The sequence below is a fragment of the Streptomyces ipomoeae 91-03 genome (genome assembly GCF_000317595.1).
Taxonomy (GTDB): Bacteria; Actinomycetota; Actinomycetes; order Streptomycetales; family Streptomycetaceae; genus Streptomyces; species Streptomyces ipomoeae.
Window position 1 is genome coordinate 33,114 of sequence record NZ_AEJC01000300.1, and the last position, 26,104, is coordinate 59,217.

Annotated in this window: 21 protein-coding genes and 4 pseudogenes; 16 read left to right on the forward strand and 9 right to left on the reverse strand. The window is 70.6% G+C overall.

Annotated elements, in window-relative coordinates; genetic code table 11:
• Positions 1-45: 45 nt before the first annotated feature.
• From dgoD to STRIP9103_RS20160, 3 genes are all read right to left on the reverse strand, one after another.
• The gene (dgoD, locus tag STRIP9103_RS20150) at positions 46-1,191 is read right to left on the reverse strand and encodes a galactonate dehydratase (RefSeq protein ID WP_048820630.1); all 1,146 of its coding nucleotides are present in this window, start codon (positions 1,189-1,191) and stop codon (positions 46-48) included.
• Between the two features lie 160 nt (positions 1,192-1,351).
• The gene (locus tag STRIP9103_RS20155; RefSeq protein WP_009315551.1) at positions 1,352-2,119 is read right to left on the reverse strand and encodes an SDR family NAD(P)-dependent oxidoreductase; all 768 of its coding nucleotides are present in this window, start codon (positions 2,117-2,119) and stop codon (positions 1,352-1,354) included.
• On the reverse strand, positions 2,116-3,183 hold the full coding sequence (locus STRIP9103_RS20160; RefSeq protein ID WP_009315525.1) for a LacI family DNA-binding transcriptional regulator: 1,068 nt from the start codon (positions 3,181-3,183) through the stop codon (positions 2,116-2,118). Before STRIP9103_RS20160 ends, STRIP9103_RS20155 begins: the two co-directional genes overlap by 4 nt.
• Positions 3,184-3,653: 470 nt before the next feature.
• On the opposite strand from STRIP9103_RS20160, the gene STRIP9103_RS20165 reads away from it, so the two are divergent.
• From STRIP9103_RS20165 to STRIP9103_RS20190, 6 genes are all read left to right on the forward strand, one after another.
• Positions 3,654-4,994: an extracellular solute-binding protein gene (locus tag STRIP9103_RS20165; RefSeq protein WP_009315533.1), complete on the forward strand. Its 1,341-nt coding sequence runs from the start codon at positions 3,654-3,656 to the stop codon at positions 4,992-4,994.
• Positions 4,991-6,025, forward strand: coding sequence for a carbohydrate ABC transporter permease (locus STRIP9103_RS20170; protein WP_009315554.1), 1,035 nt, complete (start codon positions 4,991-4,993; stop codon positions 6,023-6,025). Before STRIP9103_RS20165 ends, STRIP9103_RS20170 begins: the two co-directional genes overlap by 4 nt.
• A complete protein-coding gene (locus tag STRIP9103_RS20175; RefSeq protein WP_009315553.1) occupies positions 6,025-6,846 on the forward strand; it encodes a carbohydrate ABC transporter permease in 822 nt (273 codons plus the stop codon). Before STRIP9103_RS20170 ends, STRIP9103_RS20175 begins: the two co-directional genes overlap by 1 nt.
• A gap of 86 nt (positions 6,847-6,932) precedes the next feature.
• Entirely contained in the window at positions 6,933-7,604 is a 672-nt protein-coding gene (locus tag STRIP9103_RS20180) for a bifunctional 4-hydroxy-2-oxoglutarate aldolase/2-dehydro-3-deoxy-phosphogluconate aldolase (RefSeq protein WP_009315530.1), read from the forward strand.
• Positions 7,601-8,560 (forward strand): sugar kinase, encoded by a 960-nt coding sequence (locus tag STRIP9103_RS20185; RefSeq protein WP_009315561.1) that lies wholly within the window; start codon positions 7,601-7,603, stop codon positions 8,558-8,560. Before STRIP9103_RS20180 ends, STRIP9103_RS20185 begins: the two co-directional genes overlap by 4 nt.
• Positions 8,561-8,625: 65 nt before the next feature.
• Positions 8,626-9,699 (forward strand): lactonase family protein, encoded by a 1,074-nt coding sequence (locus STRIP9103_RS20190; protein WP_009315546.1) that lies wholly within the window; start codon positions 8,626-8,628, stop codon positions 9,697-9,699.
• A 196-nt stretch (positions 9,700-9,895) separates the two neighbouring features.
• Here STRIP9103_RS20190 and STRIP9103_RS20195 read toward each other — a convergent pair whose 3' ends face one another.
• A complete protein-coding gene (locus STRIP9103_RS20195) occupies positions 9,896-11,086 on the reverse strand; it encodes an IS110 family RNA-guided transposase (protein WP_009315565.1) in 1,191 nt (396 codons plus the stop codon).
• 240 nt (positions 11,087-11,326) lie between these two features.
• On the opposite strand from STRIP9103_RS20195, the gene arfA reads away from it, so the two are divergent.
• The 3 genes and pseudogenes from arfA (at position 11,327) to STRIP9103_RS53760 (ending at position 15,489) form a co-directional block, all read left to right on the forward strand.
• Positions 11,327-12,844, forward strand: a complete 1,518-nt coding sequence (gene arfA, locus STRIP9103_RS20200; protein WP_009315513.1) for an arabinosylfuranosidase ArfA — start codon at positions 11,327-11,329, stop codon at positions 12,842-12,844.
• 261 nt (positions 12,845-13,105) lie between these two features.
• Positions 13,106-13,750 (forward strand): annotated as a pseudogene (locus STRIP9103_RS53755) (Orn/Lys/Arg decarboxylase N-terminal domain-containing protein); the annotation flags it as partial.
• A gap of 344 nt (positions 13,751-14,094) precedes the next feature.
• The gene (locus STRIP9103_RS53760) at positions 14,095-15,489 is read left to right on the forward strand and encodes an Orn/Lys/Arg family decarboxylase (RefSeq protein ID WP_234022247.1); all 1,395 of its coding nucleotides are present in this window, start codon (positions 14,095-14,097) and stop codon (positions 15,487-15,489) included.
• Between the two features lie 25 nt (positions 15,490-15,514).
• Here STRIP9103_RS53760 and STRIP9103_RS53140 read toward each other — a convergent pair whose 3' ends face one another.
• On the reverse strand, positions 15,515-15,679 hold the full coding sequence (locus tag STRIP9103_RS53140; protein WP_009315543.1) for a hypothetical protein: 165 nt from the start codon (positions 15,677-15,679) through the stop codon (positions 15,515-15,517).
• Positions 15,680-16,096: 417 nt separating this feature from the next.
• Positions 16,097-16,297: pseudogene (locus STRIP9103_RS53145) on the reverse strand (hypothetical protein); the annotation flags it as partial.
• A gap of 166 nt (positions 16,298-16,463) precedes the next feature.
• Here STRIP9103_RS53145 and STRIP9103_RS20215 point away from each other — a divergent pair.
• A complete protein-coding gene (locus tag STRIP9103_RS20215; protein ID WP_009315536.1) occupies positions 16,464-17,840 on the forward strand; it encodes a TrkH family potassium uptake protein in 1,377 nt (458 codons plus the stop codon).
• On the forward strand, positions 17,833-18,549 hold the full coding sequence (locus STRIP9103_RS20220) for a potassium channel family protein (protein ID WP_009315541.1): 717 nt from the start codon (positions 17,833-17,835) through the stop codon (positions 18,547-18,549). The genes STRIP9103_RS20215 and STRIP9103_RS20220 overlap by 8 nt, the downstream gene beginning before the upstream one ends.
• Positions 18,550-18,900: 351 nt before the next feature.
• Here STRIP9103_RS20220 and STRIP9103_RS20225 read toward each other — a convergent pair whose 3' ends face one another.
• Together STRIP9103_RS20225 and STRIP9103_RS20230 are read right to left on the reverse strand one after the other, a co-directional pair.
• Complete coding sequence (locus tag STRIP9103_RS20225; RefSeq protein ID WP_009315544.1) at positions 18,901-19,818, reverse strand: aminoglycoside phosphotransferase family protein; 918 nt, start codon at positions 19,816-19,818, stop codon at positions 18,901-18,903.
• A gap of 355 nt (positions 19,819-20,173) precedes the next feature.
• Complete coding sequence (locus STRIP9103_RS20230) at positions 20,174-20,374, reverse strand: type II toxin-antitoxin system VapB family antitoxin (protein ID WP_009315527.1); 201 nt, start codon at positions 20,372-20,374, stop codon at positions 20,174-20,176.
• 335 nt (positions 20,375-20,709) lie between these two features.
• Between STRIP9103_RS20230 and STRIP9103_RS50000 the strand changes: the two genes are divergently transcribed.
• Complete coding sequence (locus STRIP9103_RS50000) at positions 20,710-20,880, forward strand: hypothetical protein (protein WP_009315522.1); 171 nt, start codon at positions 20,710-20,712, stop codon at positions 20,878-20,880.
• 75 nt (positions 20,881-20,955) lie between these two features.
• Here STRIP9103_RS50000 and STRIP9103_RS20240 read toward each other — a convergent pair whose 3' ends face one another.
• Positions 20,956-21,597 (reverse strand): class I SAM-dependent DNA methyltransferase, encoded by a 642-nt coding sequence (locus STRIP9103_RS20240; RefSeq protein ID WP_048820632.1) that lies wholly within the window; start codon positions 21,595-21,597, stop codon positions 20,956-20,958.
• Between the two features lie 378 nt (positions 21,598-21,975).
• Here STRIP9103_RS20240 and STRIP9103_RS50720 point away from each other — a divergent pair, with 378 nt between their 5' ends.
• The 4 genes and pseudogenes from STRIP9103_RS50720 to STRIP9103_RS46735 form a co-directional block, all read left to right on the forward strand.
• Entirely contained in the window at positions 21,976-22,455 is a 480-nt protein-coding gene (locus STRIP9103_RS50720; RefSeq protein WP_009315556.1) for a glycine radical domain-containing protein, read from the forward strand.
• Positions 22,452-23,208 (forward strand): annotated as a pseudogene (pflA, locus tag STRIP9103_RS49025) (pyruvate formate-lyase-activating protein). Before STRIP9103_RS50720 ends, pflA begins: the two are co-directional and overlap by 4 nt.
• A gap of 112 nt (positions 23,209-23,320) precedes the next feature.
• Positions 23,321-25,705: a phosphoketolase family protein gene (locus STRIP9103_RS20255; RefSeq protein WP_048820633.1), complete on the forward strand. Its 2,385-nt coding sequence runs from the start codon at positions 23,321-23,323 to the stop codon at positions 25,703-25,705.
• Between the two features lie 208 nt (positions 25,706-25,913).
• A pseudogene (locus tag STRIP9103_RS46735) lies at positions 25,914-26,104 on the forward strand (hypothetical protein); the annotation flags it as partial.

Here is a 26,104-nt window from a genome sequence, read left to right on the forward strand (position 1 = left end):
CCGGAGGCCGGCCCGCCGTCGCCACCAGAAGGCCGGCGGGCCGTGCTACCAGGAGGCCAGCGAGCCGTCGGCGTTGCGCCACACGGGGTTGCGCCAGCGGTGGCCGCGTTCGGCGGCGGCGCGGACCGCGTCCTCGTCGATGGTGATGCCGAGGCCCGGTGCGGTCGGGCGCTCGATGTAGCCGTCGCGGAAGGCGAAGGTCTCGGGGTCCACGAGGTAGTCCAGCAGCCCGCTGCTGTCGCCGTAGCCGATGCCGAGCGCCTGTTCCTGGATGAGGAAGTTGGGGATGGCGAAGTCGAGTTGCAGGCTCGCGGCCAGCGCGATCGGGCCGAGCGGGCAGTGCGGAGCCACCAGGACGTCGTACGCCTCGGCCATCGAGGCGATGCGCCGGGTCTCGGAGATGCCTCCGGCGTGGCTGATGTCGGGCTGGGCCACGGCGATGCCGTCCGAGAGCACGGAGCGGAAGTCCCAACGGGAGAAGAGCCGTTCACCGGTGGCGATGGGGATCGAGGTGGAGCGTACGACGGCCCCGAGGTCCTGGGTGAACTCGGGCAGTACCGGTTCCTCCACGAACATCGGCAGCAGGGGCTCCAGCAGCGGCAGTACGCGCCGGGACATCGCGCCGCTGAAGCGGCCGTGGAAGTCCAGTGCCACGTCGCGGTCCGGGCCGATGGCCTCGCGGACCGTGGTCACACTGTCCACGATGGCGTTGATCGCGGCGGCCGTGGCGAGCGGCTCCAGCTGCCCGCAGGGGTTGAGCTTGACCGCGGTCATGCCCTTGGCGACCTGCGAGGCCGCCGACTCGGCCAGCTCCTCCAGGTTCTCCCCGCCGACCCAGCCATAGACGCGTACCCGATCGCGCACATGGCCGCCGAGCAGTTGGTACACCGGGACGCCGTGGGCCTTGCCCGCGATGTCCCACAGGGCCTGGTCGATGCCGGCCAGGGCGCTGTTGAGGACGACACCGCCACGGTAGAAGCCGCTCTTGGCGAGCACCTGCCAGTGCTCCTCTATGCGGGCCGGGTCCTGCCCCACGAGGTAGTCGAACATCTCCTCGACGCACTTCGCGACCGTGTGGGCCTTGCCCTCGACGATGGGCTCTCCCCAGCCGGAGATGCCTTCGTCGGTGTCGACACGCAGGAAGAGCCAGCGCGGTTCGACGAGGAAGAGTTCGTATCCAGTGATCTTCACGGTGCGGACCTCCGGGTCCTGGAGCACGGCCCGAAGGCCGATGGGGTGCGGGTGCGTGTGCAGGGGTTCACGCTGTTGTCGGATTGAGTCGGATCGAGGGTGGGGCAGGGGAGAGGAACGGGCTCGCGGGCCGTTTCCGGCCGGTGGTGGCCGTCCCGGGCTACTCGTGCGAGCTGATGCTGCGACCGCCGTCCACGAGCAGGTTCTGGCCGGTGATGAAAGAGGCGTCGTCGGAGGCGAAGAAGGCCACGGCGGCAGCGATGTCCTCCGGGGTGCCGAGCCTGCCGACCGGTGCGTACGAGGCGGTCAGGGCCCGGTACTCCGCCGGGACCTGCGCCCACAGGGCCGTCACCACGGCCCCCGGGAGAACGGAGTTGAACCTGATCTGTCCGCCGTACTCGACGGCGAGCTGGCGCACCAGGGCGTCGATGCCGCCCTTGGCCGCCGCGTACGCCGGGAAGCCCTTGAAGCCGATGGCCGCGTGGATGGACGAGGTGATCACCACTGCCCCGCGGGCGTCCCGGAGCAGCGGGACCGTGGCCCGGACACCGTAGAACACCGAGTCCAGACAGAGCCGCAGCTGGTCGTGCCAGGTGGCGTCGTCCAACTCGTGCGCCGCGCCGCGCAGGTTCTGGCCGGCGTTGAGGTGCAGGACGTCGAGGCGCCCGGTCCAGGACCGGGCCTCGGCGACGACGGCGGCCCACTCGTCGGGCGAGGTGACGTCGAGCCGCCGGTCCCGGGCGTGTCCTCCCCGGGCGCGGATCTCCTCGGCCACCTTGTGGGCGCCCTCGGCGTCGACGTCGGTGACGAGCACGGACGCTCCCTCCGCCGCCAGCCGGTGGCCGGTGGCCGCCCCGATGCCCGAGGCAGCCGCGGTGAGCAGGGCCGTACGGCCGGTGAAACGCGCCGGTGCGGCGGCGACGGTCATGGCGTTCCTCCTGGTCCTGCCGGTCCTGCCGGTCCTGCCGGTCCTGCCGTGGAGCCGCGCAGCACCAGCCGCGGCTCGGTCGGTACGACGACGTCCCCCATCGGTGCGCCCTGAATGGTGGCCACCAGGGAGTCCACGGCCGCGGTCCCCAGCTCGTACAGGGGCATCGCCACGGTGGTCAGCGGAGGGTGGAGATGCGCGACGACGGGCAGGTCGTCGTTGCCCACGACGGAGACGTCCTCCGGGATCCGCAGGCCGAGCTCCCGGATCGCGGCCATGGCGCCTATCGCCTGGGCGAGGGAACTGGTGTAGAGGGCGGTGACCGGCGGGTGGGCGGAGCCGTCGGCGGTGCGCAGCAGTTCCCGCGCCGCGGACCCGCCGCCGTCCTCGGTGAAGTCCCCGGAGGCGACCGGCGCGGCGTCCAGGCCGAGTTCCCGGGCGCGTCGTAGGAACGCTTCCTTGCGGACCTCACTGGGGGTGATCCCGGGTGGGCCCGCGATGTGGCCGACCGCCCGGTGGCCGAGGCCGTGCAGATGGTCGAGGGCGGTGACGCTGGAGCGGGCCACGTCCATGGTGACGTTGCGGCCGGATCCCTCCACCGAGCGGTTGAGGAAGACATGCGGGACGGGGCTGCGGCTCAAGGCGTCCAGCAGGGGGTGACCGGGGCGGGCGGAGGCGATGAGCAGTCCGTCCACCCTGCCCTCCTGCACCAGGTCGTTGAAGGACTCGTCGGCCTCCTGACCGTCGAAGTCCTCGGCCAGCAGGGAGAGATAGCCCAGCTCACGGGCGCGCTGGTAGGCGCCGCGAGCGATGGTGACGTACGTGGGGTTGGCGAGGGCGGGGACCAGCAGGGCCAGGACGTGCGTGCTGGCGCCGGCCAGGGCGCGTGCCCCCGAGTGGGGACGGTAGCCCAGTGCTTCGGCGGCCTCGTGGACACGGCGTCGGGTCTCGGGCCGTACGGACAGGTCCTGCTTGCCGTTGAGCACCTTGGACACGGTGGCCTTGGAGACTCCTGCCCTCTCCGCCACGTCCACCAGCCTGGCCCTGACGGGCTGTTCAGGCACGTGGGTCCCCCCCTTTCCGCTGTGCGCCGGGGCCGCTCGGGGTGTGCGGCGACTGACGCGTTCTGACCTCTTGACACCTTCTGGCGTCGCAACCTAACGTTCGCCGAAGTTTCAGTCAACCGGTTTCCCCGGACGGAAATAGACGATAAGTCCGGGCAGAGCCAAGGAAGCCGGTCAATTCACCCATAGTCGTGCGTCGGCCGAAACCGATGCCGACTGAGGTGTGTCATGAAGCGCCCTGAGGGGCGTGCCGCGGAGGCGACCACCGTCGCGCTCACGGTCTTCACGACAACGGTTCGGGTGCCTGTGCGCGGAAACGTACGCGCACCCGGTCCGTGACACGCCTCGCACCGCCGGGTGAGTGTGGCGCCTGCCTCCACTCACCCGGGTTCCCTGAGTCTGCCGACCCCAGCAGCAACCCCCGTACACCGTTCCCGCGTGTCCAGCGCAGTGCACGAAAGGTCCCCAACGTGCCCATTCCGACCACAGGTTCTCTTGACAGACGGCGTTTCCTCGCCGCCTCCGCCGGTGCCGCGCTCGCGGCCACGGCCCTGCCCGGATGTGCCGCCTCCGTCGACGACGGAAGCAGCTCGGGCGGAGGCAGGAAGACGCTCACCGTCATGTGCGAGAAAGAGGACATCGACATCAAGGCCGCCCAGAAGGCGCTGGGCGTGAACATCAGGTGGCTCAAGACCGACGCCACGAAGCTCAACGCCCTGCTGGCCAGCAAGACCCCACCGGACGTGGTCCGCGGGCTCGGTGCCACGGAAGCCCCGTACTTCGCCGCCCGCAAGCTGATGACCGACCTCGACCCGTACTTCGCCAAGAGCACGGTGCTCAAGCCCTCCGACCTCGACCCGGTCAACGACCTCTGGCGTTACGACGGCAGCAAGCAGGGCGCGGGCCCCCGCTACGGCATGGCCAAGGACTTCTCGCAGGACTCGATGTTCTGGTACCGCACCGACATACTCGAGGCCGCGAAGCTGGACCTGCCCAGCGAGACCGAGCCGCTGTCCGCCGACGAGTGGCTGGACCTCGGCAAGCGCCTGGTCAAGCGCCGGCTGGGCAAGGTGAAGGTGTACGGCATGAACGCCACGGGACTCGGCTACTTCGGCCAGATGATGGGCATGACCGCGTCGGCCGGCGGCAGCCTGTTCGCCGAGGACCTGGCCTCGGTGGACTTCTCGTCCCCCGAGGCGCTCAAGGCGCTGAAGTGGTACCTGGAGTACACCAAGGCCGACATCGGACCGAGCGTCGTCAACCCCAACCCGGACGGCTGGGACTGGCCCACCTACCAGGCCGGCCGGATGGCGATGGCCACCGACGGCTACTGGTTCGGCGGGGCGATCGCCGCGGACGCCAAGGTCGCCGAGGTCTCGCGCCTGGCGCCCGCACCCCAGCTCGGCAGCAACCGCGTCAGCCCCTGCTTCGGCGCCACCGGCTTCTGGATCCCCAGGGACGCCGAGAACAAGGACGAGGCCTGGAAGTTCTTCGAGTGGTTCTTCGGCGGAGAGCCCGCCCAGGCCCGGGCCGCCGGCGGCTGGGGCATTCCCACCCTGAAGTCGCTGCGCTCGAAGATGCCGCAGGAAAAGCCGTACCAGAAGCAGGCCTTCAAGGTGCAGGAGCAGGAGCTCGCCCACTTCTCGGTCCTGCCGTTCACCCCGTACGCCCAGCTGGCGGCCCTGGACGGAGTGATCAGCAAGGCGCTGCCGGGCGCGGTCAAGTCCGGCACCTCCGCGGGCAAGGTCGCGGACGAGCTGAACAAGCAGATGAACGACCTGCTCGCCAAGGGCAAGGAGACACTGGGGTGAGCACCGGACAGCTCACCGAAACCACTGCCGGGTCGGGCGCACACAGCCCGGCCCCGGCCGGGGCGGCGGCCGACGGGCCGCCGCGCCGGCACCGCTCGCTGACGACGCGCAGGGCCTGGGCCTTCTATGTCTTCGCCGGTCCCTGGGTGCTGGGGTTCGTGGCACTGACGGCCTTTCCGCTCGCGTACGCGCTGTGGCTGAGCCTCACCAACTCCGACGGACTCTCCCCGACCACCCGCTTCGTGGGACTGGACAACTACAAGGAGGTCTTCTCCGACGCGGAGACGCTGCACTCCCTGGCACGCACGGGACTGTTCACCGCGCTGACCGTGCCGCTCACGATCGTGGCGGGACTGTTCCTGGCGGTGCTGGTGAACCAGCCGATACGGGCCCGCGGCCTGTTCCGCACGCTGCTCTACCTGCCCGCCGTGATGCCACCGGTCGGCGCCGCGGTCACCTTCAAGTTGATCTTCGACCGTGACTCGGGGGCGGCCAACGGCCTTCTGGACCTCTTCAACGTCAACGGGCTCGCATGGCTGGCGGATCCCTACGCCCGCTGGGTGCTGATCGCCCTGACCATGTGGGGCGTGGGCAACGTCATGATCATCTCGCTGGCGGGACTGCAGGACATCCCCAAGGAACTGCACGAGGCGGCCCGGGTGGACGGCGCCAGCCCCTGGCAGTCCTTCACCCGGATCACCCTGCCGCTGCTCTCACCCGTCATCTTCTTCCAGGTCGTCACCGGGATCATCGCCGCGCTGCAGACCTTCGCACCGCTGCTCATCTCGCTCGACCCCACCCCGAAGGGCATCGGAACCGTCCCGGAGAGCAACTCCTTCTTCATGATCCACGTGCTCAACCAATACCTCGTCGACGGTCGTTACGGGTACGCCTCCGCCCTGCTGTGGGTGCTCTTCCTGATCATCATCGCGGTCACCTTCCTCGTCTTCAAACTCAGCAAAGGCGCGGTCTTCTACTCCGTGGAGCCGGAGCGCGCGAAGACCAAGACCCGCACGATCGGAGGCGCGTGATGGTGCTCTCCCGGCGCAGTGCCGTCTACATGCTCCTGGTGAGCGTCCTCGTCCTCATGCTCAGCCCCTTCGCCTGGCTCGTCATCACCGCGTTCAAGGACCCCTCCGAGCTGCGTGCCGTCCCCATCCACTGGTGGCCGCACCACCCGAGCCCGGGGAACTTCGTGGAGGCGCTGACCAGTTGGGACTACTTCGGCTACGCCCGCAACTCCCTGACGATCGCCGTCATCTACTCGGTCCTCGCCACCCTCGCCTCGGCCTGGGCGGGGTACGGTTTCGCCCGGCTCGAGGCACCGGGCAAACGAGTGATCTTCGGCGTGCTGCTGTCGACGATGATGCTGCCGCAGATCATCACCCTCATCCCGACCTACCTGCTGTTCGCCAAGGTCAACCTCATCAACACCTACATGCCCTGGGTGCTGTGGGGCCTGTGCGGCGCACCGTATCTGATCTTCCTCTTCCGGCAGTTCTTCTCCAACATGCCCAAGGAACTGGAAGAGGCCGCGATCGTCGACGGCTGCGGGCAGATCCGCATCTTCTGGCGGATCTTCCTGCCCCAGTCGTGGCCGGTCATCGCCACCAGCCTGATCCTGTCCTTCTCCTGGACATGGGGCGACTGGATCGCGCCCGCACTGCTGCTGGACACCAGCCGCACCACCCTCGCGGTCCAGCTCACCTACGGCTACGTCAACGCGCACGGTGCCCAGCTCAACAACCTGGTCGCGGCAGGCACCGTGATGTACGTCGTGCCGGTGCTGGTGCTCTTCCTGATCCTCCAGCGCGGCTTCGTCGCGGGCATCTCCACCTCCGGACTGAAGTAACGCTGTTTACCAACGCACCATCTTGCAAAGGAACTTCACATGACCACTACCCAGGGCTCAGGCACGCCGTCCGCGGCGGTGGGGTCATGACGGAGCGTCCGGCTCTCACCCCGCAGCTGGACCGGACCCGCGTCATGGCCATCCTGCGGTCGGCCGACGCGACGGGACTGCCCGCCGTGGCCCGGGCCCTCGCCGACGGCGGCGTCACCTGCCTGGAGGTCACCCTCACCACCTCGGGCGCCCTTGACGCGCTGGCCGCCATCCGGGACGAACTCGGTCCCGAGGTGGCGGTCGGCGCCGGCACGGTGATCACCACCGACGAGGCCAGGGACGCGCTCGCGGCCGGGGCCGAGTTCCTGGTGGCTCCCGTCGTGGACACCGAGGTGATCCGCGCCGCCGCGGCCAGGGGCATCCCCTGCTACCCGGGCGCCTGGACGCCGACCGAGGTGTCCACCGCCTGGCGGGCGGGCGCCGCCGCCGTCAAGCTCTTCCCGGCGAGCACCGGCGGCCCGGCTCACCTGCGGCAGTTGCGGGCCCCGCTGCCACAGGTCCCGCTCGTCGCCGTCGGCGGAGTCGGCATCGACCAGGCGCGTGACTACCTCGACGCGGGCGCCTACGCCCTGGGCATCGGCTCACCGCTGCTGCGAGGGGCGGACCGGAACCCGGCACCGGAGAACCTGGACGCCCTCACCGCGAGGGCCCGCACACTGCTCGACGCGATCCGGGCCACGCCCCGTGGTCAGGAGGTGGGCCCATGAACGCCCCTGCCCGGCAACGCTACTTGGTGACCGTCGGAGAGGCCCTCGCGGTCCTGGCCGCGCCCGACACCGGCCCGCTGACCGTGGGCTCCGGTCTGCGTCTCGGGCTCGCCGGAGCGGAGTCGAACGTCGCCGTGGGTGTCAGCCGGCTCGGCGGATCCGCCACGTGGATCGGCCGCGTCAGCGACGACGCACTCGGCGACCTCATCCTCCGCGAACTGCGCGCGGAAGGCGTCACCACGGTCGCCGTACGCGACCCCGCCCCCACCTCGCTGCTGCTGCGAGAACGCCGTACGGCCACCCACAGCCGTACGCGCTACTACCGCACCCACACCGCGGGTTCCCGGCTGTCCACCGACGACATCCCCGAGGAACTCGTCGCAGGAGCGGCGGTGCTGCACATCACCGGGATCACCCCGGCGCTGGGGGAGGGACCGTCCCGGGCCGTCACCCGGGCGGTGGACATCGCCGTCGACGCCGGCGTACCGGTCTCACTGGACATCAACTTCCGCTCCCTGCTGTGGAACGAGGCCGATGCCGGGCGCACCCTGCTGCCGCTGCTGCGCCGGAGCGACGTGGTCTTCGCGGGACCGCACGAAGGCCGGCTCATGGTGCCCGACGTCGACGGACCGGAGGAGCTCGCCAAGGGCATCTGCGACCTCGGTCCCGCCGGAGCCGTGATCAAGCTGGGCGCCGAGGGTGCGTACGCCCTCCTCGACGGCCGGGAGTACCGGCAGCCCGCCGTGCCCGTCACCGTGCAGGACTCCGTCGGGGCCGGCGACGCGTTCGCCGCCGGATACCTCGCCGAACTCCTCGCGGGTGAACCGCCGGAGCGGCGGCTGCGGACGGCGGCCCTGCTCGGCGCCTTCGCCGTGAGCACCACCGGCGACTGGGAAGGCCTGCCCCGGCGCTCCGAACTGGGGCTGCTGGACCACCACGACGACATCGTGCGCTGAGCCCTCCCACCGTCCCACCCGCTCACTCACCCACCTGCTCAAGGAAATTCCAGGGGAACACGCCCATGCCCACGAGCTCCTCCGCCGACGAGATCCCTGTCCTCACCGGCTCCTACACACCCGACTCCGGCGGGGACGGCGCCGGGGTCGCCGCCCTGCGACTCGCCACGGCGACCGGCCATCTGACGTACGACACCGAAGTGCCGCCGGTACCCGTCAGCGGGGCGTCCTTCCTGGCCGCGCACCCCTCGCTCGACGTCGTCTACAGCACGAACGAGACCGATCCGGGCACCGTCAGCGCCCTCGTCCGGCACGGCGACGGCCAACTGTCCCCGCTGGGCGACCAGTTGCCCAGCGGCGGCGCCAACCCCTGCCACCTCACCGTCCACCCGGACGGGGGCTGGCTGCTGACCGCGAACTACGGCAGCGACACCGCGCCCGGCAGCGTGGCCGTGCACCGCCTCGGCACGGACGGAAGCCTGCTGGAGCAGAGCGACGTCACCGTCCACGAAGGATCGGGCCCGGTCACCGGACGGCAGGAGGGCAGCCACGCCCATCAGGTACTCGTCGACCCGGCCGGCCGTTTCATCCTGGCCACCGACCTGGGCGCCGACGCGGTCTTCACCTACCGGCTCGACACCCGGACCGGCATCCTGGAGCCGGTCGCGGTGAACCGGCTGCGCGCGGGATCCGGTCCGCGCCACCTCGCCTTCGCCCCCGGCGGTGAGCTGGTGTTCAGCGCGGACGAACTCTCCTCCACCGTCACCTGCCACCGGTACGACGCCGCCACGGGCACCCTGACGGGCCTGTCCTCAGTGCCCGCCACAGCGGCCCGTGACATCCCCAACCAGCCCGGCGGCATCATCGCCTCGCCCTGCGGCCGCTTCGTATGGGTGACCAACCGGGGCGCGGACACGGTGGCCGCGTTCCGGGTCACCGGCACCGCCCTGGAACCGGTCGACGAGGTGTCCGCCGGCGGTACCTGGCCCCGCGGCCTGACCTACGCGGCCGGTCATCTGCTGGTCGCCAACCAGCACAGCGGCACCCTCGCCGCGCTGCGCGTCCTGGACGACGGGGCACTGCGGCAGGCCGGCCCGGCGACGTCCCTTCCGTCGGTGGTCTGCGCGCTCGCCCTCTGACACCACCGTTTCAGCCCCCGCTTTCCGCCCTCGCCGCTCCTCCCTTCTCCGGGGGCTGCCGCCCCCGGACCCAACCATCACCATCGGCCTGAACGGCCTCGCCCTGAGACTCCCCCCGGTTCTCGACCGTGTTCGAGCGGGGGGAGCCCTCATGACGGGCTGTAAGAGCCCAATGAAAGGCTTCCCAATGCTGATGTCAAGCCGCTGCTGTGACAGGTGGTGTGGCTTGGTAGCACGCTCCGTCGCGGATCATGGCCCACAAGACGTTGACGCGACGGCGCGCGAGCGCCAGCAGCGCCTGCTTGTGGCCTTTCCCCTCGGCGCGTTTGCGTTGGTAGTACGCCTTCGAGGCCGGGCAGCTCTTCAGGCTCGACAGGGCCGACAGGTACATCGCGTTGAGCAGGCCGCGGTGGAAGCGGCGTGGTCGGCGGAGGTTGCCGCTGACGCGGCCGGAGTCGCGTGGGGCCGGGGCCAGGCCGGCGTAGCCGGCGAGCCGGTCGGCGCTGCCGAAGGCGTCCATGTCGCCACCGGTCGCGGCGAGGAACACAGCGCCCATCAGCTTGCCCATCCCGGGCAGGCTCACGATCACTTCGGCGTGCGGGTGCTCGCGAAACCGGGCCTCGATCAGGGCTTCGAGTTCTGCGATCTCCTCATCGAGGGCCATCACCCCCTTCGAGAGGCGCACCACCATGGCGGCGGCCAGCTGCTCGCCGGGCAGGGCCGTGTGCTGGGCCTCGGCAGCCTCCACAGCCGCTTTGGCCAGTGCGGCAGCTCCGCGGACCTTGCGGTTTTTCAGCCACGCCTCGATGCGCTTCACGCCTGCGCGGCGGATCGCCGCCGGGGTCTGGTAACCCGTCAGCAGCAAGACCGGACCCTTGTTGGTCAGGTCCAGCGCCCGCTCCAACGCGGGGAAGATCTCCAGGAGTTGGGCACGGAGCCGGTTGATCTGCCGGGTGCGGTCACAGACGAGGTCGGTGCGGCGGGTGGTCAGGGTGCGCAGGTCGACGGCGATCTCGTCGCCAGGCCGCAGCAGGCCCAGGTCACGGCGCATGCGGGCTTGGCCGGCGATGACGAAGGCGTCTTTGGCGTCCGTCTTGCCCTCGCCCCGGTAAGAGGCCGATGCGCGGTGCACGGTCAGGCCGGTGATGTAGACCATCGGCTGGCTGTGGCCGAGCAGCAGTCCGATCAGCAGGGCGGCGCCACCGTGGTTGAGGTCGACGGCCCACAGCACGTCTTCGTCGAGGGCCAGGACGTCCCCGATCAGTTCCAGCAGGGCCGACTCGTCGTTCAGGACCCGGCGGGACAGCAGCCGTTCGCCGTCACTGTTGATCACCACGCAGTGGTGATGTTCCTTGCCGATGTCCACTCCGGCCCATATCCGGGGCACGGTCACCTCCGCCAGCTCGTCGCGCGTTCACAGCCCAGCAGACGACCTCGCCGACGTTGCCCTACGCAGCGATCGAGTCGCATCTCCCAATTGGCGGTCGAGTCGTCGCGGGGCTCCGGGCGGCCAAGCCTTTCCAGCCATCTCACGGCGCCGCCATGACAGCCATACCCAGAGCCCCTGGGTCCCGCTGATCTTACGAATGACCAGTTCGAACCCAACAATCAAGAAAGTAGGGCAGTCATGTCCCGCCCCACCACCCCCGCTCGCTTCACCCTCGACTCGGCGTTCGGCGTCGGTGCCGTCCACCCCCGGCTGTACGGATCGTTCGTCGAGCACCTCGGCCGCTGCGTCTACACCGGCATCTACGAACCCGGCCACACCACCGCCGACGCGGACGGCCTGCGCCAGGACGTCCTGGAACTGGTCCGGGAACTGGGCGTCACCACCGTCCGCTACCCCGGCGGCAACTTCGTCTCCGGCTACCGCTGGGAGGACAGCGTGGGCCCGCGCGAAGAGCGGCCCACCCGGCTGGACCTGGCCTGGAAGTCCACCGAGACCAACGAGTTCGGCCTCGGCGAGTTCATGGACTTCTGCGCCAAGACGGGCATGGAGCCCATGATGGCCGTCAATCTCGGCACCCGCGGCGTCGAGGACGCCGTACGGCTGCTGGAGTACTGCAACCACCCCGGCGGCACCGAACTGTCCGACCGGCGCATCACCGACGGCGGCAAGGAGCCGTACGGCATCAAGATGTGGTGCCTGGGCAACGAGATGGACGGCCCCTGGCAGATCGGCCACAAGACGGCCGAGGAGTACGGGCGGCTCGCCGCCGAGACGGCTCGCGCCATGAAGATGATCCATCCCGATCTGGAACTGGTGGCCTGCGGCAGCTCGGGGTCAGGCATGGACACCTTCGCCGCGTGGGAGGCCACCGTGCTGGAGGCCGCGTACGACCTGGTGGACCACATCTCCCTGCACGCCTACTACGAGGAGATCGACGGCGACCGGGACTCCTTCCTCGCGTCCGCCGTCGACATGGAGCACTTCATCGAGTCGGTCGTCGCCACCTGCGACCACGTCCGCGCCCGCCTGAAGGCGACCAAGCGCATCAACCTCTCCTTCGACGAGTGGAACGTCTGGTACCAGAAGCGCCCCAACCCCCACCAGGTCGAGGACTGGCAGCAGGCCCCGCGCCTGCTGGAGGACGTCTACACCGTCACCGACGCCGTCGTCTTCGGCTCGCTGCTCATCGCCCTGCTGCGGCACGCCGACCGGGTCACCGCCGCCTCCCTCGCCCAGCTCGTCAACGTCATCGCCCCGATCATGACCGAGCCCGGTGGCCCGGCCTGGCGGCAGACCACCTTCTTCCCCTTCGCCCAGGCGGCGACGTACGGGCGCGGCCGGGTACTGCGCGTCGAGGCGGACAGCCCGACGTACACCACCGCCAAGTTCGGCGAGGTGCCGCTGCTGCACGCCACCGCCGTGACCGACGACGAGACCGGCGCGGTCACCGTCTTCGCCGTGAACCGCGGGCAGAGCACCGCGCTTCCGCTGGAGATCGACCTGCGCGGGGTCGAGGCCCACACCGTCGCCGAGCACCTGGTCCTGGCCGATGCCGACCCCGAGGCACGTAACACCCTGGACCACCAGGACCGCGTCGCCCCGCACCCCGCGAACGGCACCACCGTCACCGACGGTGTCCTGCGCGCCGAACTCGAGCCCATGTCCTGGAACATGATCCGCCTGGTGCGCGGCTGACGCTGCCCTCGAACACTCAAGGGTGTTCCATGAGGCCGTCCGAGGTGCCGGGTGTACGGGGGCGGTCGGTCTGGGCCGGCGCGCGAAGGTGCCCGGCGTCCGAGAGTCGTCGGCCTGGTGACCGGCGCTGACCGGCACCCCTGGTCAAAGGCGGGTGCGGGGCATTCCGTCGTCGGGGTGGTTTATCGCTGTGACCTCCGTCGGCCCGGTGTGCCGTCCGGACACTGGCCTGGGCGGCGCCCGCCGCCGGGGAGGGACATGATGGCCGACAGCAGGATTCTGGTGGCGGTGCGCGAGCATCCGCAGGACGAGGGCGCCGGCGCCGAGCAGTTGGTGAAGATCCGTGAGGCGATCGAGTCAGCGGGGTTCGGGACCCGCTGGGCGGTCAGCGCGGCCGACGCCGAGGCGGTGCTGCGCACCGAGGCGGGTCTGGCCGCCGCGTTGGTGGCCTGGGACCTTCCACCCGGTCCCGGGGCGGACAGCGAGCCGGGCGGTGCGGCGGTCCTGCGCCGGATCGGCCGCCGCTTCCAGGACCTGCCGGTGTTCCTGGTCATGACCGACGAGGACATGCGGAACCTGCCGCTGTGGGTGTCGGAGTCGGTGGTGGGCTACGTCTGGCCGCTGGAGGACACGCCGGCGTTCATCGCGGGCCGGATCACCACCGCGGCCCGCGCCTACCGGGAAGCCGTCCTGCCGCCGTTCTTCCGCGCGCTGCGCCGCTTCGACGACGCGCACGAGTACTCCTGGCACACCCCCGCCCACTCCGGCGGCGTCGCCTTCCTCAAGTCGCCCGTGGGCCGGGCGTTCCACGACTACTTCGGTGAGCGGCTGCTGCGCAGCGACCTGTCGATCTCGGTCGGGGAGCTCGGGTCGCTGTTCGAGCACACCGGCCCGATCGGCGAGGCGGAGCACAACGCCGCCCGGGTCTTCGGCTCCGACCACACCTACTTCGTCTGCACGGCGACTCACTGCAACGGCTGGTCGCCACTTCAGCGTCACGCGCGACGAGATCGCGCTGTGGACGTACTGCCACAAGTCGTCTGCAGGCCTCGTCGTCTCGGCGCCGGCCGGTGTACTGATCCCCACCCGCAACGGCTACGGCCTCGCCGGGCCACTGCCCCGGCCGAGACGGAGGCGGGCTCGGTGACGGCCCGGATCGCCGCGAACCCGCTGGCCGGGGACGCCCTCCCGAGCGGAGCCCAGTACGCCGTCTTCACCAACTCCACTACGACGGCGTCTGTTACGACGCAGTGGCGGCGGCCCGCGCGTTCGCCCCCAGCACGCCCCGGCTGCACTTCGACGAGGCGTGGTTCGCCTACGCCCGCTTCCATCCGCTCTACGCCGGCCGCTACGGCATGTCGGTGGGCCCGGACACCTTCCCCGGCCCCGAACGTCCCACCGTCTTCGCGACCCAGTCCACCCACAAGCTGCTGGCCGCGCTGTCGCAGAGCGCCATGGTGCACGTCCGGCCGGCGCCCCGGGCCCCGGTCGAACACGACCGGTTCAACGAGGCGCTGATGATGCACGGCACCACGTCCCCGCTGTATCCGATGATCGCCTCGCTGGACGTGGCCACCGCGATGATGGACGGGCCGCAGGGCCACTGGCTGGTCGACGAGGCGGTGACCGAGGCGATCCGGTTCCGTCAGGAGATGGTGCGCCTCCGGCGGCGCATCGAGGCCGCCGGGGACCGGCCGCCGTGGTTCTTCGGGGTGTGGCAGCCCGAGACGGTGACCGACGCGGACAGCGGCGCACGCCTGCCCTTCGACGAGGCCCCGGCCGACCTGCTGCGCACCGAGCCGTCCTGCTGGCACCTCGAACCGGGAGCGGACTGGCACGGCTTCCCCGGGCTGACCGACGGCTACTGCATGCTGGACCCGATCAAGGTCACCCTGACCTGCCCGGGGATCACCGCCACCGGCGACATGGCCGACTGGGGCATCCCGGCCCGGGTGCTCACCGCTTACCTGGGCACCCGGAACATCGTCGTGGAGAAGACCGACAGCTACACCACGCTGGTGCTGTTCTCCATGGGCATCACCAAGGGCAAGTGGGGCACCCTGCTGGACGCCCTGATGGACTTCAAGGCCCTCTACGACGGTGACGCCCCGCTCGACCGCGTCCTGCCCGCCCTGATCGCCGAGCACCCGAGGCGCTACTCCGGCCTGACCCTGCGCGAGCTGTGCCAGGAGATGCACGACCATCTGCGCTCGGTCCGCCTGGTGGAGCTGCTGGACACCGCCTTCCAGCAACTGCCGGAGCCCGTCGCCCCGCCCCAACTGTGCTACCAGCGCCTGATCCGCGGCGGCACCGAGCGGGTGCGGCTGGCCGAGGCGCCCGGCCGGGTGGCGGCCGCCATGGTCACCGTCACGCCGCCCGGCATCCCCGTGCTGATGCCCGGCGAGAGTGTCGGCGACAAGGACGGCCCGCTGTTGCGCTACCTCACCGCGCTGGAGTCCTTCGACCGCCGCTTCCCCGGCTTTCGCAGCGAGACCCACGGGGTGACCCTCGACCCCGACACCGGCGACTATCTGATCGAGTGTCTGCGCCCGGAGTCGGACGACGCCGCGAGCGACTCAGACGCTCGCCGGCTCTCCGCTCCAGCCCAGCGACGCGCCCCGGAGGAGGCCCGACCGCCTCACTGACACGCCGTCCTGCCCATGCGCTCGCTCAGTGTTCTGTGCTGCGGTGGTGCGCGTGGCCGTGTGCGGCCGAGAGAGCGGCGTAGCGATCGGGGTCCTGGTCGTAGGTGGTCGCGCAGTGGGTGGAGCAGAAGGGGAGCCGGCCGTCGGGGGCCTCTCGGTGTTCCGGTGCGGTCGCCGGGGCGATCTGCATGCCGCACACCGGATCCGTCGCGGTTTGTGTCCCGCTGTTCCCCTCTCCTTCGTGCCCTTCGTGCCCTTCGTGCCCTTCGTGCCCTTCGTGCCCTTCGTGCGCGACGCGGTCGGCGGCGGACTCGACGGTCGGCCGCCGGCCGCGAGGGGGATCCCGACGGCGTTGTGGACCAGCGCGAAGAACAGGTTCTGCTCGATGTTGCGCATGGTGACGCGTGAGAGCCGGATCGCGGTGACGACGCCGGCGGGCGAGCCGGAGACGAGGCCGCCGACCATCCCGACGGTGCGGCCCTCGCCCTGGAGGCGCCGGATCTCGTCGGCTTGTGCTCGGGAAGCACTTCGGCCGCCGCGATCGCCGCACGCCGACCCGCGCGGCGATCGCGGCGGCGGTGCGGGCGTTGTCGCCGGTGAGGATGACGGTGTCCGGGCCGAGGTCGTGCAGGGCACCGATCGCCTGCACGGAGTCGTCCTTGACGGTGTCGGCGACGGCCAGCGGAGCGCGTACGCCGCCGCGACGCCCCCGTTCTGGCCCCGCCGCCCGCACCACCCTGCCCACCCGCACACGCCCCGTATTCCGGTGAGCGGCTGAGTTCCTGACGCCGCACAGTGACCGACGCACAGGTCGCCAGGTACGGCGCGCGTGTTGTCCTGCGCTTTCTTGACGCCGTGCCGCGTTCCGGACACCGGCCCTGGCGGGGATGCTGTGTCAGCACTGCCGCGTTCACCGGTCGTGCGGTGACGGAGCACGGTCGAGGCGTGGTGTCGGGGAAGTCGGGAGGCGTTCGGTGGCGGCGGGTACTACGGGGGCTCGGTGGTCCCGGCTGGCCGTCCACCCCGCGCGCGGGGTCGTGCTGGCCTTCGCGTTCGTCGTCATGGTGGGCACCGGTCTGCTGATGCTGCCGGCCGCCACCGAGCCCGGCAGGGACACCGGCGTGCTGACCGCCCTGTTCACCGCCACGGGAGCGATCAGCGGCGGCCTGTCCATCGTGGGCACCGGCAGCCACTGGACTCCGTTCGGCGAGGTCATGGTCCTGGCCCTGATCCAGGCCGGCGGTTTCGGCATCATGACCCTGGCCTCCCTGCTGGCTCTGCTCGTCTCCGGAAGGCTGCGGCTGCGGACGCAGCTCACCACTCAGGCCGAGACCACGAGCCTGGGGGGTGGTGACATCCGTCGGGTGCTCGTGGGCATCGCGGGCTCCACCCTCGCCATCGAGCTGACCGTGGCCGCGATCCTCGCGCTCCGTTTCCGCCTCGGCTATCGCGATACGGTCGGTGAGGCCCTCTACCACGGCCTTTTCTACGCGATCTCCGCCTTCAACAACGCCGGTTTCGGGCTGCGTGACGACAATCTCGTGGACTACGCGCAGGACGCCTGGATCGTCCTGCCGATCGCCGTCGCCTGCATCCTCGGCGCCCTCGGCTTCCCGGTGCTGCTGGAGCTACGGCGCCGCGGACGCGCGGGCGCGGTACGCGGCGGCACCCGGCACCGCTGGTCGCTGCACACCCGGCTCACCCTGGTCACCTCGGCGGTTCTTCTTGTCCTGGGCACGGTCATGACCTGCGTCCTGGAGTGGGGCAATCCCGGAACCCTGGGCCCGATGCCGTGGTGGGACAAGCTGCTCAACGGGTTCTTCGCCGCCGCCAGCGCGCGGACCGCGGGCTTCAACACCGTGGACATCGGCGCCATGGAACCGGCCACCCTGCTGGGCATCTGCGTGCTGATGTTCATCGGCGGCGGCAGCGCGGGCACCGCGGGCGGCATCAAGGTCACCACCTTCGCGGTGCTGGGGGCGGCGATCCTGGCCGAGGTCCGCGGGCACACCGCCGTGGACATCATGGGCCGCCGCATCTCCGCGGCAGCGCTGCGTCAGGCGCTCACCGTGGCGCTCGTCGGTGTGGGACTCGTCGTGTCGGGCACTCTCGTCCTGCTCACCGTCACGGAGGAGACCTTCGAGGCGGCGCTGTTCGAGGTCGTCTCCGCGTTCGGCACGGTGGGGCTGAGCACCGGCATCACCGGCGACCTTCCCGCCGTGGGCCAGCTGGTCGTCATCCTGCTCATGTTCGCCGGGCGCCTCGGCCCGATCTCTCTGGCCAGCGCGCTCGCCCTGCGCCGACGCGACCGTCGATACACCCTGCCCGAGGAGCGACCCGTCATTGGCTGACTACCTCAAGACCCTGCTCGTACGCCGTCGGCGCCTCGCCGCCGAGCGGCGCCCCTCCCAGGACTCCAAGGTCGCCGTCATCGGTCTTGGCCGGTTCGGCCACTCCGTGGCGCTGGAGCTGATGCGGCGCGGCTGGGACGTGCTGGGCGTCGACGCCGACGCCGGAGTCGTGCAGAGGGTCGGCGACGAGCTGACCCACGCCGCCGCCGCGGACTGCACCGACCCCCACGCCCTGGACCAGCTGGGCGTCAACCGGTTCTCCCGGGTGGTGGTCGGCATCGGCACCGACCTGGAGGCCAGCATCCTGACCACCTCCAACCTCGTCGACGCGGGCGTGCCCAACATCTGGGCCCGGGCCACCAGCCGGCAGCACGGCCAGATCCTGGAACGCGTGGGTGCCCACCACGTCGTCCTGCCCGAACACGACATGGGCGAGCGTGTGGCCCACCTGGTCACCGGCCGGATGCTGGACTTCATCACCTTCGACAGCGACTACGCCCTCATCAAGACCCTCGCCCCGAAGGTCGTCGGCGGGGTGCCGCTCGGCGAGAGCCGGGTGCGCAGCACGTACGGCGTGACCGTCGTCGGCGTCAAGCGTCCGGGCGCCGACTTCACCCACGCCACCGCCGAGACGGTCGTCCAGCCCGGGGACGTCATCATCGTCACGGGCAGGACCCGGGCCGTGGAGACCTTCGCGGAGCTGGAGTAGACCAGCCGGCACCAGCCCCGCCGGCCCGCTGGTCCGGCATCCTCGCCCAGGCTTGGTCGCCCATCGGCGGCATCACCTTCTGTCCGGGCTGGGGCGAGCACCGCAAGAGCACGCTCTCCGATCCGGCGTTGACCTCGTCGCCGGCGTCGACGAAGCGAACGTCCTTGAACGGCCTCACACGACAACCTGTCCCTGCTCGCCTCCTGGACGGCCGGCCAGGACAACGACACCGACCACAACCAGGCCGCCTCGACGAACCGACCCATCACCCCGCCCTTCTCGTAACGGCGCCCGCAGCCGGCGACGGTGCTCGCGCGGCCAAAACGGCCGCGACGCGATCCCAAGGCTTGATCAGCGGTGGATCGTCGTGGTGAGGCGTCGCAGCGCGGCGTGGGCGGGTGGGCCCCAGGTGCGCTTGCCGCCCGGGCGGCCGTGGACGCCTGCCTCTCCGATGAAGATGCAGGCGAGGGCTTTCAACACCGCCCAGCCACGGGCGCGGCGTCGGGTCGCTGTGTCCGGGGCCGGCTGGTAGGCGTCGTAGAAGCGGTCTACGGCGCCGTCCGGCAGGAGTATCCACGCGGCGGCCAGGTCACAGGCCGGATCGCCCGCAAAGAGGTCGCCGAAGTCGATCACGCCGCAGAAGGTGCCGTCCGCGGTCAGGACGTTGGCCGGATGCAGGTCGCCGTGGAGCCACAGCGCCGGGCCCGCCCACTCGGGCGCGGTGGCGGCGTCTTCCCAGACCGCGCGGACGGCGTCCGGGTCGGGGAGCAGCCCCAACTCGGCGGCCGAGGCGAGCCCCTCGGCGAAACCCTCGGCATGGTCGGCCAGCGGCCCCCCGCGGTCACGGCCGGCGGGCGCCCCCTCGGGGGCAGGTCGGTGAAGGGCCGTCAGGAAGGCGGCCAAGGTGTCGGCCGCCTCCGCAGCACGCGTGGCGGGGGCGCGGTCGGCAGGCGAGCCCGGCACCCAGGTGGTGACGATCCAGGGCCGCGGAAACCGCTCGGAGGGCTCGCCAAGACGCTGCGGAACGGGGACCGGCAGGGGAAGCCGCGGAGCGAGGGCGGGCAGCCAGGTGTGCTCCTTGCGCAGCAACGCGTCCGCGGACTGCGTCGCCCAGGGCAACCGGACGGCGAGATCGTCGCCGAGCCGCCACAGCTGGTTGTCCCAGCCACGCGCGCCGAGTCTCAAGGGATGATCGGCCAGGTCGGGGTGCTGATCGCGCAGCAGATCCCGAACCAGTTCTGCGGTGATCTCGATCTCGGTGTGGGTCATGGGGAGCCACGGTAGTCGCGGGTGACCCGCCGTTTGTGACGTGGCACTCCGTGCCGCTCCACTTCAATGGCAGGAACTCGCTGGTCATCGACTTTCCCTACGTTCTTCTCCGGGACCGGGCGAGCCCTTCGTACGGTTGGCCCACGCAGGGGCGTCGGGTGTGGGTTTCGAACTTCTGCCGCTGGTGGCTTCCATCGATTGGCCGCTCGACCGATTGGCCGCTCGACGCCCCACGACGACTCGGCTGCCCATGAGGAATTGCGAACGATCGCTCCACAGGGAATCGACAGCGAGGTCGTCCATCGGGAGGTACCAGCAGCACACCGCATGGAGGCACCACATGGCCGCCAAGTGATCAGCCCTGCGGGTCCTGCGGTTTCACCTCGACCTCACGCAGCCCCTGGTCCTTGAGTTCGGTACGTGCCTCCGTGCGATGGCCACGGGCAATGTAGTCGCGCACGACCACTTCGATGGCGTCCTGGGGTGATCCAACCCCGGCCAGGACCATCACTTCTACCACCAACTCGGCGTCCAGACTGATGTTGACCTTGGCCACGGCTCTCCCCTTCGTCGCGTCGCATCCGGACTCCAACCGCTCAAGGTCCCTCGGCACTTGCTCAGGGTCGGAGGCACAGGACAGTCTCGGCGAGCTCGTCGGGGTCAGAGCCGGGCTCAGGCATGCCCCGCATCGGCCGGCCACTTCCCGATGGTAGGCCCTGGAGGCCGCCGTGATCCCCGCCAGGCGCGATGGCCGCCAGGCCGACATCGAGCGCCGCCGCCGGCGGGTGGCCATGGTGGTCAAGAACGCCGCGAAGAACGGCACCCCGATCAGCGTCTCGGCCATCGCCCGGCAAGCCGGAGTACTCGGCCATCGCCAGGCAAGTTGGAGTAGTGGACCGCGGCTTCCTCCACCGTCACCGCGCCCCGCTCGAACTCGTCCATGCCGCCCAGCTCGAACCGGCAGTTCAGGATCCGACCGGCGGCTCGCCGGTGAGCCGGGCCTCGCTCCAGGCCGACCTCGCCAACGCCCAGGCCCGCAACAGTCGGCCAACCGGGACCTGACCAGAGCTCTGGACCAACGCGGCTGAGGCAGTCCAGGTGTCGCATGCCCTCCACGGCGGCATGCGACAACCCGCGTTACTCGCCTGCGCGCATCAGCAGATGCCCCCGGCGGAACCGTTCCCCCTCGCGTGGCTCACGCAGCATCCGGCCGACCTCGGTGAAGCCGGCTTCACCGGCCAGCTCGGCGAGGTCGTCGATCGGCCATCGGTAGGCTGTCGCCACCTTGTGGTCGAACGCCGTGGTCGGCTCACCTTCCGACTCGAAGAAAGCGAGCAGGAGAGTTCCGTCGGACGCGAGTACCCGACGGAACTCGGCGAAGTACAGGGGCACGTCCTGCGGCGGGGTGTGAATGACCGAATACCAGGACACGATGCCTTGCAGCCGGCCGTCGGCCAGGTCCAGGGCGTCCATGGAACCGACCTCGAACCGCAGGTCCGGGTATGCCTCGCGGGCGAGATCGATCATCACGGGCGACAGGTCGACGCCGAAGACGTCCAGCCCCAGATCCCGCAGGTGTGCGGTGACAGGTCCAGGGCCACATCCCAACTCGGCGACGGGGCCGGAGCCGGCTGCCCGCACAGTCTCGGCGAACGCGGCGAGCACCGAGCGATCCAGCGGAAGAGTGTGGAGGTCATCGCGGGGCAATTCGGCATAGCGAACGGCGACGGCATCGTATGCGTCAGCCGTCGCACGGTGATGCGAGGAAAGTTCGGTCACGAGCGAGGACACTAGAGCCTCCCTCACGCTGACGGCTGACAATCGGACAGTCCCCAGCGGCGACTCCCCGAAGCCAGACGATCGTCGGTGCCCTGCTCGGAGGGCCGGCGGCCGTTGTCGGGTATTCAGCGCCATTCGCTGAGGCCGCGGGCCAGGCCATCTTGTGCCCCCACTTCGGGCCGACCAGCTCCCACTCCCTGCCCCACCGGTCGATGCGCCGCCGAGTGAGCCACCACCGTACGGCGGAACCGGTACCGAAGATCGCGCCTCCGAGGGCGAGCGCGGCCATGGCGCCGAGGAAACCGGCCTCGACCATATGGACAAGAGCCTCGGGCAAGCAGGGGAGCACCTCGAAAGCGCCGGCCGGACCGGGCCCGGATGCGGACGAGCGGTCAGCGTGTCGAGACGGGCGGCAATGGGGGCCGCCGTGAGCAGATCGATCTCGCCGCGCTCAGGGCCGCTCTCCTGCGCACGCGGGACCGATGGCCTCTCACCTCCGGGGCCTCGGCACCGGCCCGCGCGGTCAACGGTGCCGTGGTCGCCTTCGAGGCCGACGAGGTCGACACCTCCGCCCGCGCCGGCTGGAGTGTCGTCGTGACCGGCAGGGCCACCGTGGTGACCGACCCGGCCGAACGCGCGGCGAACCTGGCCGGCGTCCTCGACGCGTACATGGCCTGCGGCGGCTTCCACATGAACGTCAATGTGCTGAACCGGGCGACGCTCGAGGACGCCATGGAACACCCGGAGAAGTACCCGCAGTTGACGATCCGGGTCTCTGGATACGCCGTCAACTTCGTCCGTCTGACCCGCGAGCAGCAGCTCGACGTGATCAGCCGTACCTTCCACGGAGCACGGTGAACACCGCGACGGCACACGTCACGGGGCAGGTCTCGGGCCGGATCCACTCCTGGGACCTGTCCACCGGCGTGGACGGGCCCGGGACCCGCTTCGTGCTGTTCACGCAGGGCTGCCCCCTGCGCTGTCTGTACTGCGCCAACCCCGACACTGGCACCTGCGCGACGGGCGTCGGGCCACCGTCGACGAGATGATGACCGAGATCGACAAGTACCGGCCCTTCATCACCACCGCCGACGGGGGAGTAACCCTCACGGGAGGCGAGCCACTGCTCCAGCCCGCCTTCACCGGCGCGGTGCTGCGCCGCTGCAAGGAGGCCGGCCCGCACACCGCCCTGGACACCTCCGGTTCCCTCGGCGCCCGCGCCACCGACGCACTCCTCGCCGACACCGACCTGGTCCTGCTCGACATCAAGTCCTTCGACGTCGCCGCCTACCGCAGGCTCACCGGCGGCTCCTTCGCCCCCACCCTGAGCTTCGCCACCCGCCTGGACCGGCTCGGCCTCCCGCTCCACGTCCGTTACATCCTGGTCCCCGGCTGGACCGACGACCCGGAAGCCATGACGGCCTCGGCGCCTTCCTGGCCGGGCTGGGCGACGTCGACCGGGTCGACGTCCTGCCGTTCCACAAGCTCGGAGCCCACAAGTACGACACCCTCGGCCTGCCCTTCCTTCTGCGCGACAACCCGACGCCCGACCGGGAACCGACCGAGCGCGTGCGCGAGCAGTTCCGGGAACACGGCCTGCGGGCACTGTGACCCCCCGAGGGTGGTCCGAACGGCCCTGTCGGGTACCCGGGAGCGGGCGGAGGGTGGGAAGAACGGACCGCACGCACCTCCGACCGACGCCCCGACCCGGAAGGGACTCTCCATGTCCGTCGACACCCGGCAGGCGCCCGCCGCGCTCGCCGACGAGGAACTGAAGACACTGGACGCCCACTGGCGCGCGGCCAACTACCTGGCCGTCGGCCAGATCTACCTCATGGCCAACCCGCTGCTGACCGAGCCGCTGCGGCCCGAGCACGTCAAGCCACGGCTGCTCGGCCACTGGGGCACCTCACCCGGCCTGAACCTCGTGTACACCCACCTCAATCGGGTGATCAAGGCCCGCGATCTGGACGCCCTGTGCATCTGGGGCCCCGGCCACGGCGGACCGGCCGTGGTGGCCAACTCCTGGCTGGAGGGGTCATACACACAGACCTACCCGGACGTCACCCGGGACGCGGACGGCATGGCGCGGCTCTTCAAACAGTTCTCCTTCCCCGGCGGGGTGCCCAGCCATGTCGCGCCCGAGACGCCGGGCTCGATCCACGAGGGCGGCGAGCTGGGTTACGCGCTGTCGCACGCGTACGGAGCCGCCTTCGACAACCCCGGGCTGCTGGTCGCGTGCGTGATCGGTGACGGCGAGGCCGAGACGGGGCCGCTGGCCGCGTCCTGGCACTCCGACAAGTTCCTCGACCCCGTCCACGACGGGGCCGTCCTGCCGATCCTGCACCTCAACGGTTACAAGATCGCCAACCCGACCGTGCTCGCCCGGCTCCCCGAGTCCGAACTCGACGAACTGCTCCGGGGCTACGGCCACGAGCCGCTGCACGTCACCGGCGACGAGCCCGCGACCGTTCACCGGGCCATGGCGCGCGCGATGGACACCGCCGTGGAGCGCATCGCGGCGATCCAGCGCGCCGCGCGCGAGGAGGACGTCACGCAGCGCCCCCGCTGGCCGATGATCGTGCTGCGCACCCCCAAGGGCTGGACCGGACCCGCCGAGGTCGACGGCCTGCCGGTGGAGGGCACCTGGCGCTCCCACCAGGTCCCGCTGGCCGCCGTACGGGACAATCCCGAGCACCTGCGGCAGCTGGAGGACTGGCTGCGCTCGTACCGGCCGGAGGAGCTGTTCGACGAGCACGGCGGCCCGCGCCCGCACGTCCTGGCCTGTGTCCCGGACAACAGCCGCAGGCTCGGCGCCACTCCGCACGCCAACGGCGGACTGCTGCTGCGCGAGCTGCCCCTGCCACCCCTGGAGCGGTACGCCGTCGAGGTCGACAAGCCCGGCGCGACCCTGCACGAACCGACCCGCGTCCTCGGCGACATGCTGGAGGACGTCATGCGGGCCACCGCCGACCGACGCGACTTCCGCCTCGTCGGCCCCGACGAGACCGCCTCCAACCGCCTCCAGGCCGTCTACGCCGCCAGCGGCAAGGCCTGGCAGGCCGGAACCCTGGACGTGGACGAACATCTCGACCGGCACGGCCGGGTCATGGAGATCCTCTCCGAACACACCTGCCAGGGCTGGCTGGAGGGCTATCTCCTCACCGGCCGGCACGGCCTGTTCTCCTGCTACGAGGCGTTCGTGCACATCGTCGACTCGATGGTCAACCAGCACATCAAGTGGCTGCGCGTCACCCGCCGCCTGCCCTGGCGCGCACCCATCGCCTCGCTCAACTATCTGCTGACCTCGCACGTGTGGCGCCAGGACCACAACGGCTTCTCCCACCAGGACCCGGGCTTCGTCGACCACATCCTCAACAAGAGCCCCGAGGCGGTACGGGTCTATCTGCCGCCGGACGCCAACACGCTGCTCTCGGTCGCCGAGCACGCCCTGCGCAGCCGGGACTACGTGAACGTGATCGTGGCGGGCAAGCAGCCCTGCTTCGACTGGCTGTCCATGGAGCAGGCCACCGTCCACTGCGCCCGCGGCGCGGGCATCTGGGACTGGGCGGGCACGGAGGACGGCTCGCGGGAACCGGACGCGGTCCTCGCCTGCGCCGGCGACGTCCCCACCCAAGAGGTCCTGGCAGCCGCCCAGTTGCTGCGCCGGCACCTGCCCGAACTGTGCGTACGGGTCGTCAACGTGGTCGACATCGCCCGGCTGATGCCGCGGGAGGAACACCCGCACGGCATGACCGACTTCGAGTACGACGGCCTGTTCACCGCCGACAAGCCGGTGGTCTTCGCCTACCACGGCTACCCCTGGCTGATCCACCGCCTGGCCTACCGGCGCACCGGGCACCAGCACGTGCACGTGCGCGGCTACAAGGAGATCGGCACCACGACCACCCCGTTCGACATGGTCGTCCGCAACGACCTCGACCGCTACCGGCTGGTCATGGACGTCATCGACCGTGTCCCCGGGCTGGCGGTGCGCGCCGCCGCCGTACGCCAGCGGATGGAGGACGTACGCCTGCGTCACCACGACTGGATCCGTGTCCACGGCACCGACCTGCCCGAGGTCGCCGACTGGACCTGGGACGGCTGACCCGCGCCGAAGGGCCCCGGACGAGGGGACGTTCGGACCGTCGTCCGGGCCCTGCAGCCCCTCCGACGCACGTCATCGGAAGCGGGACATCGAAAGCGCGACAAGAGACGACACCGCCTCGCGCGCAGCTCCCTCGGAGGGGATGAGCATCATGGCAGTCCACGATCACCCGCACCGCCACCCGGGATTCCGCTTCCCGTCCCCGCAGCTGATGTGGATCGCGGAGTGACCGCCCGCCAAGCACCTGTCCGACGGGTCGCTGAGCATGTCGGCCAACCCGTTCGCCGACTACCACCTCGTCTGCGCCGTCGTCCTCGTCGCCCTCGCGACGGCGGGCGCCGGCGCCGCCCGGGGGCTGGGCGAGGAGTGGGCACGGCTGCCCTTCGTCAGCCGCAACCG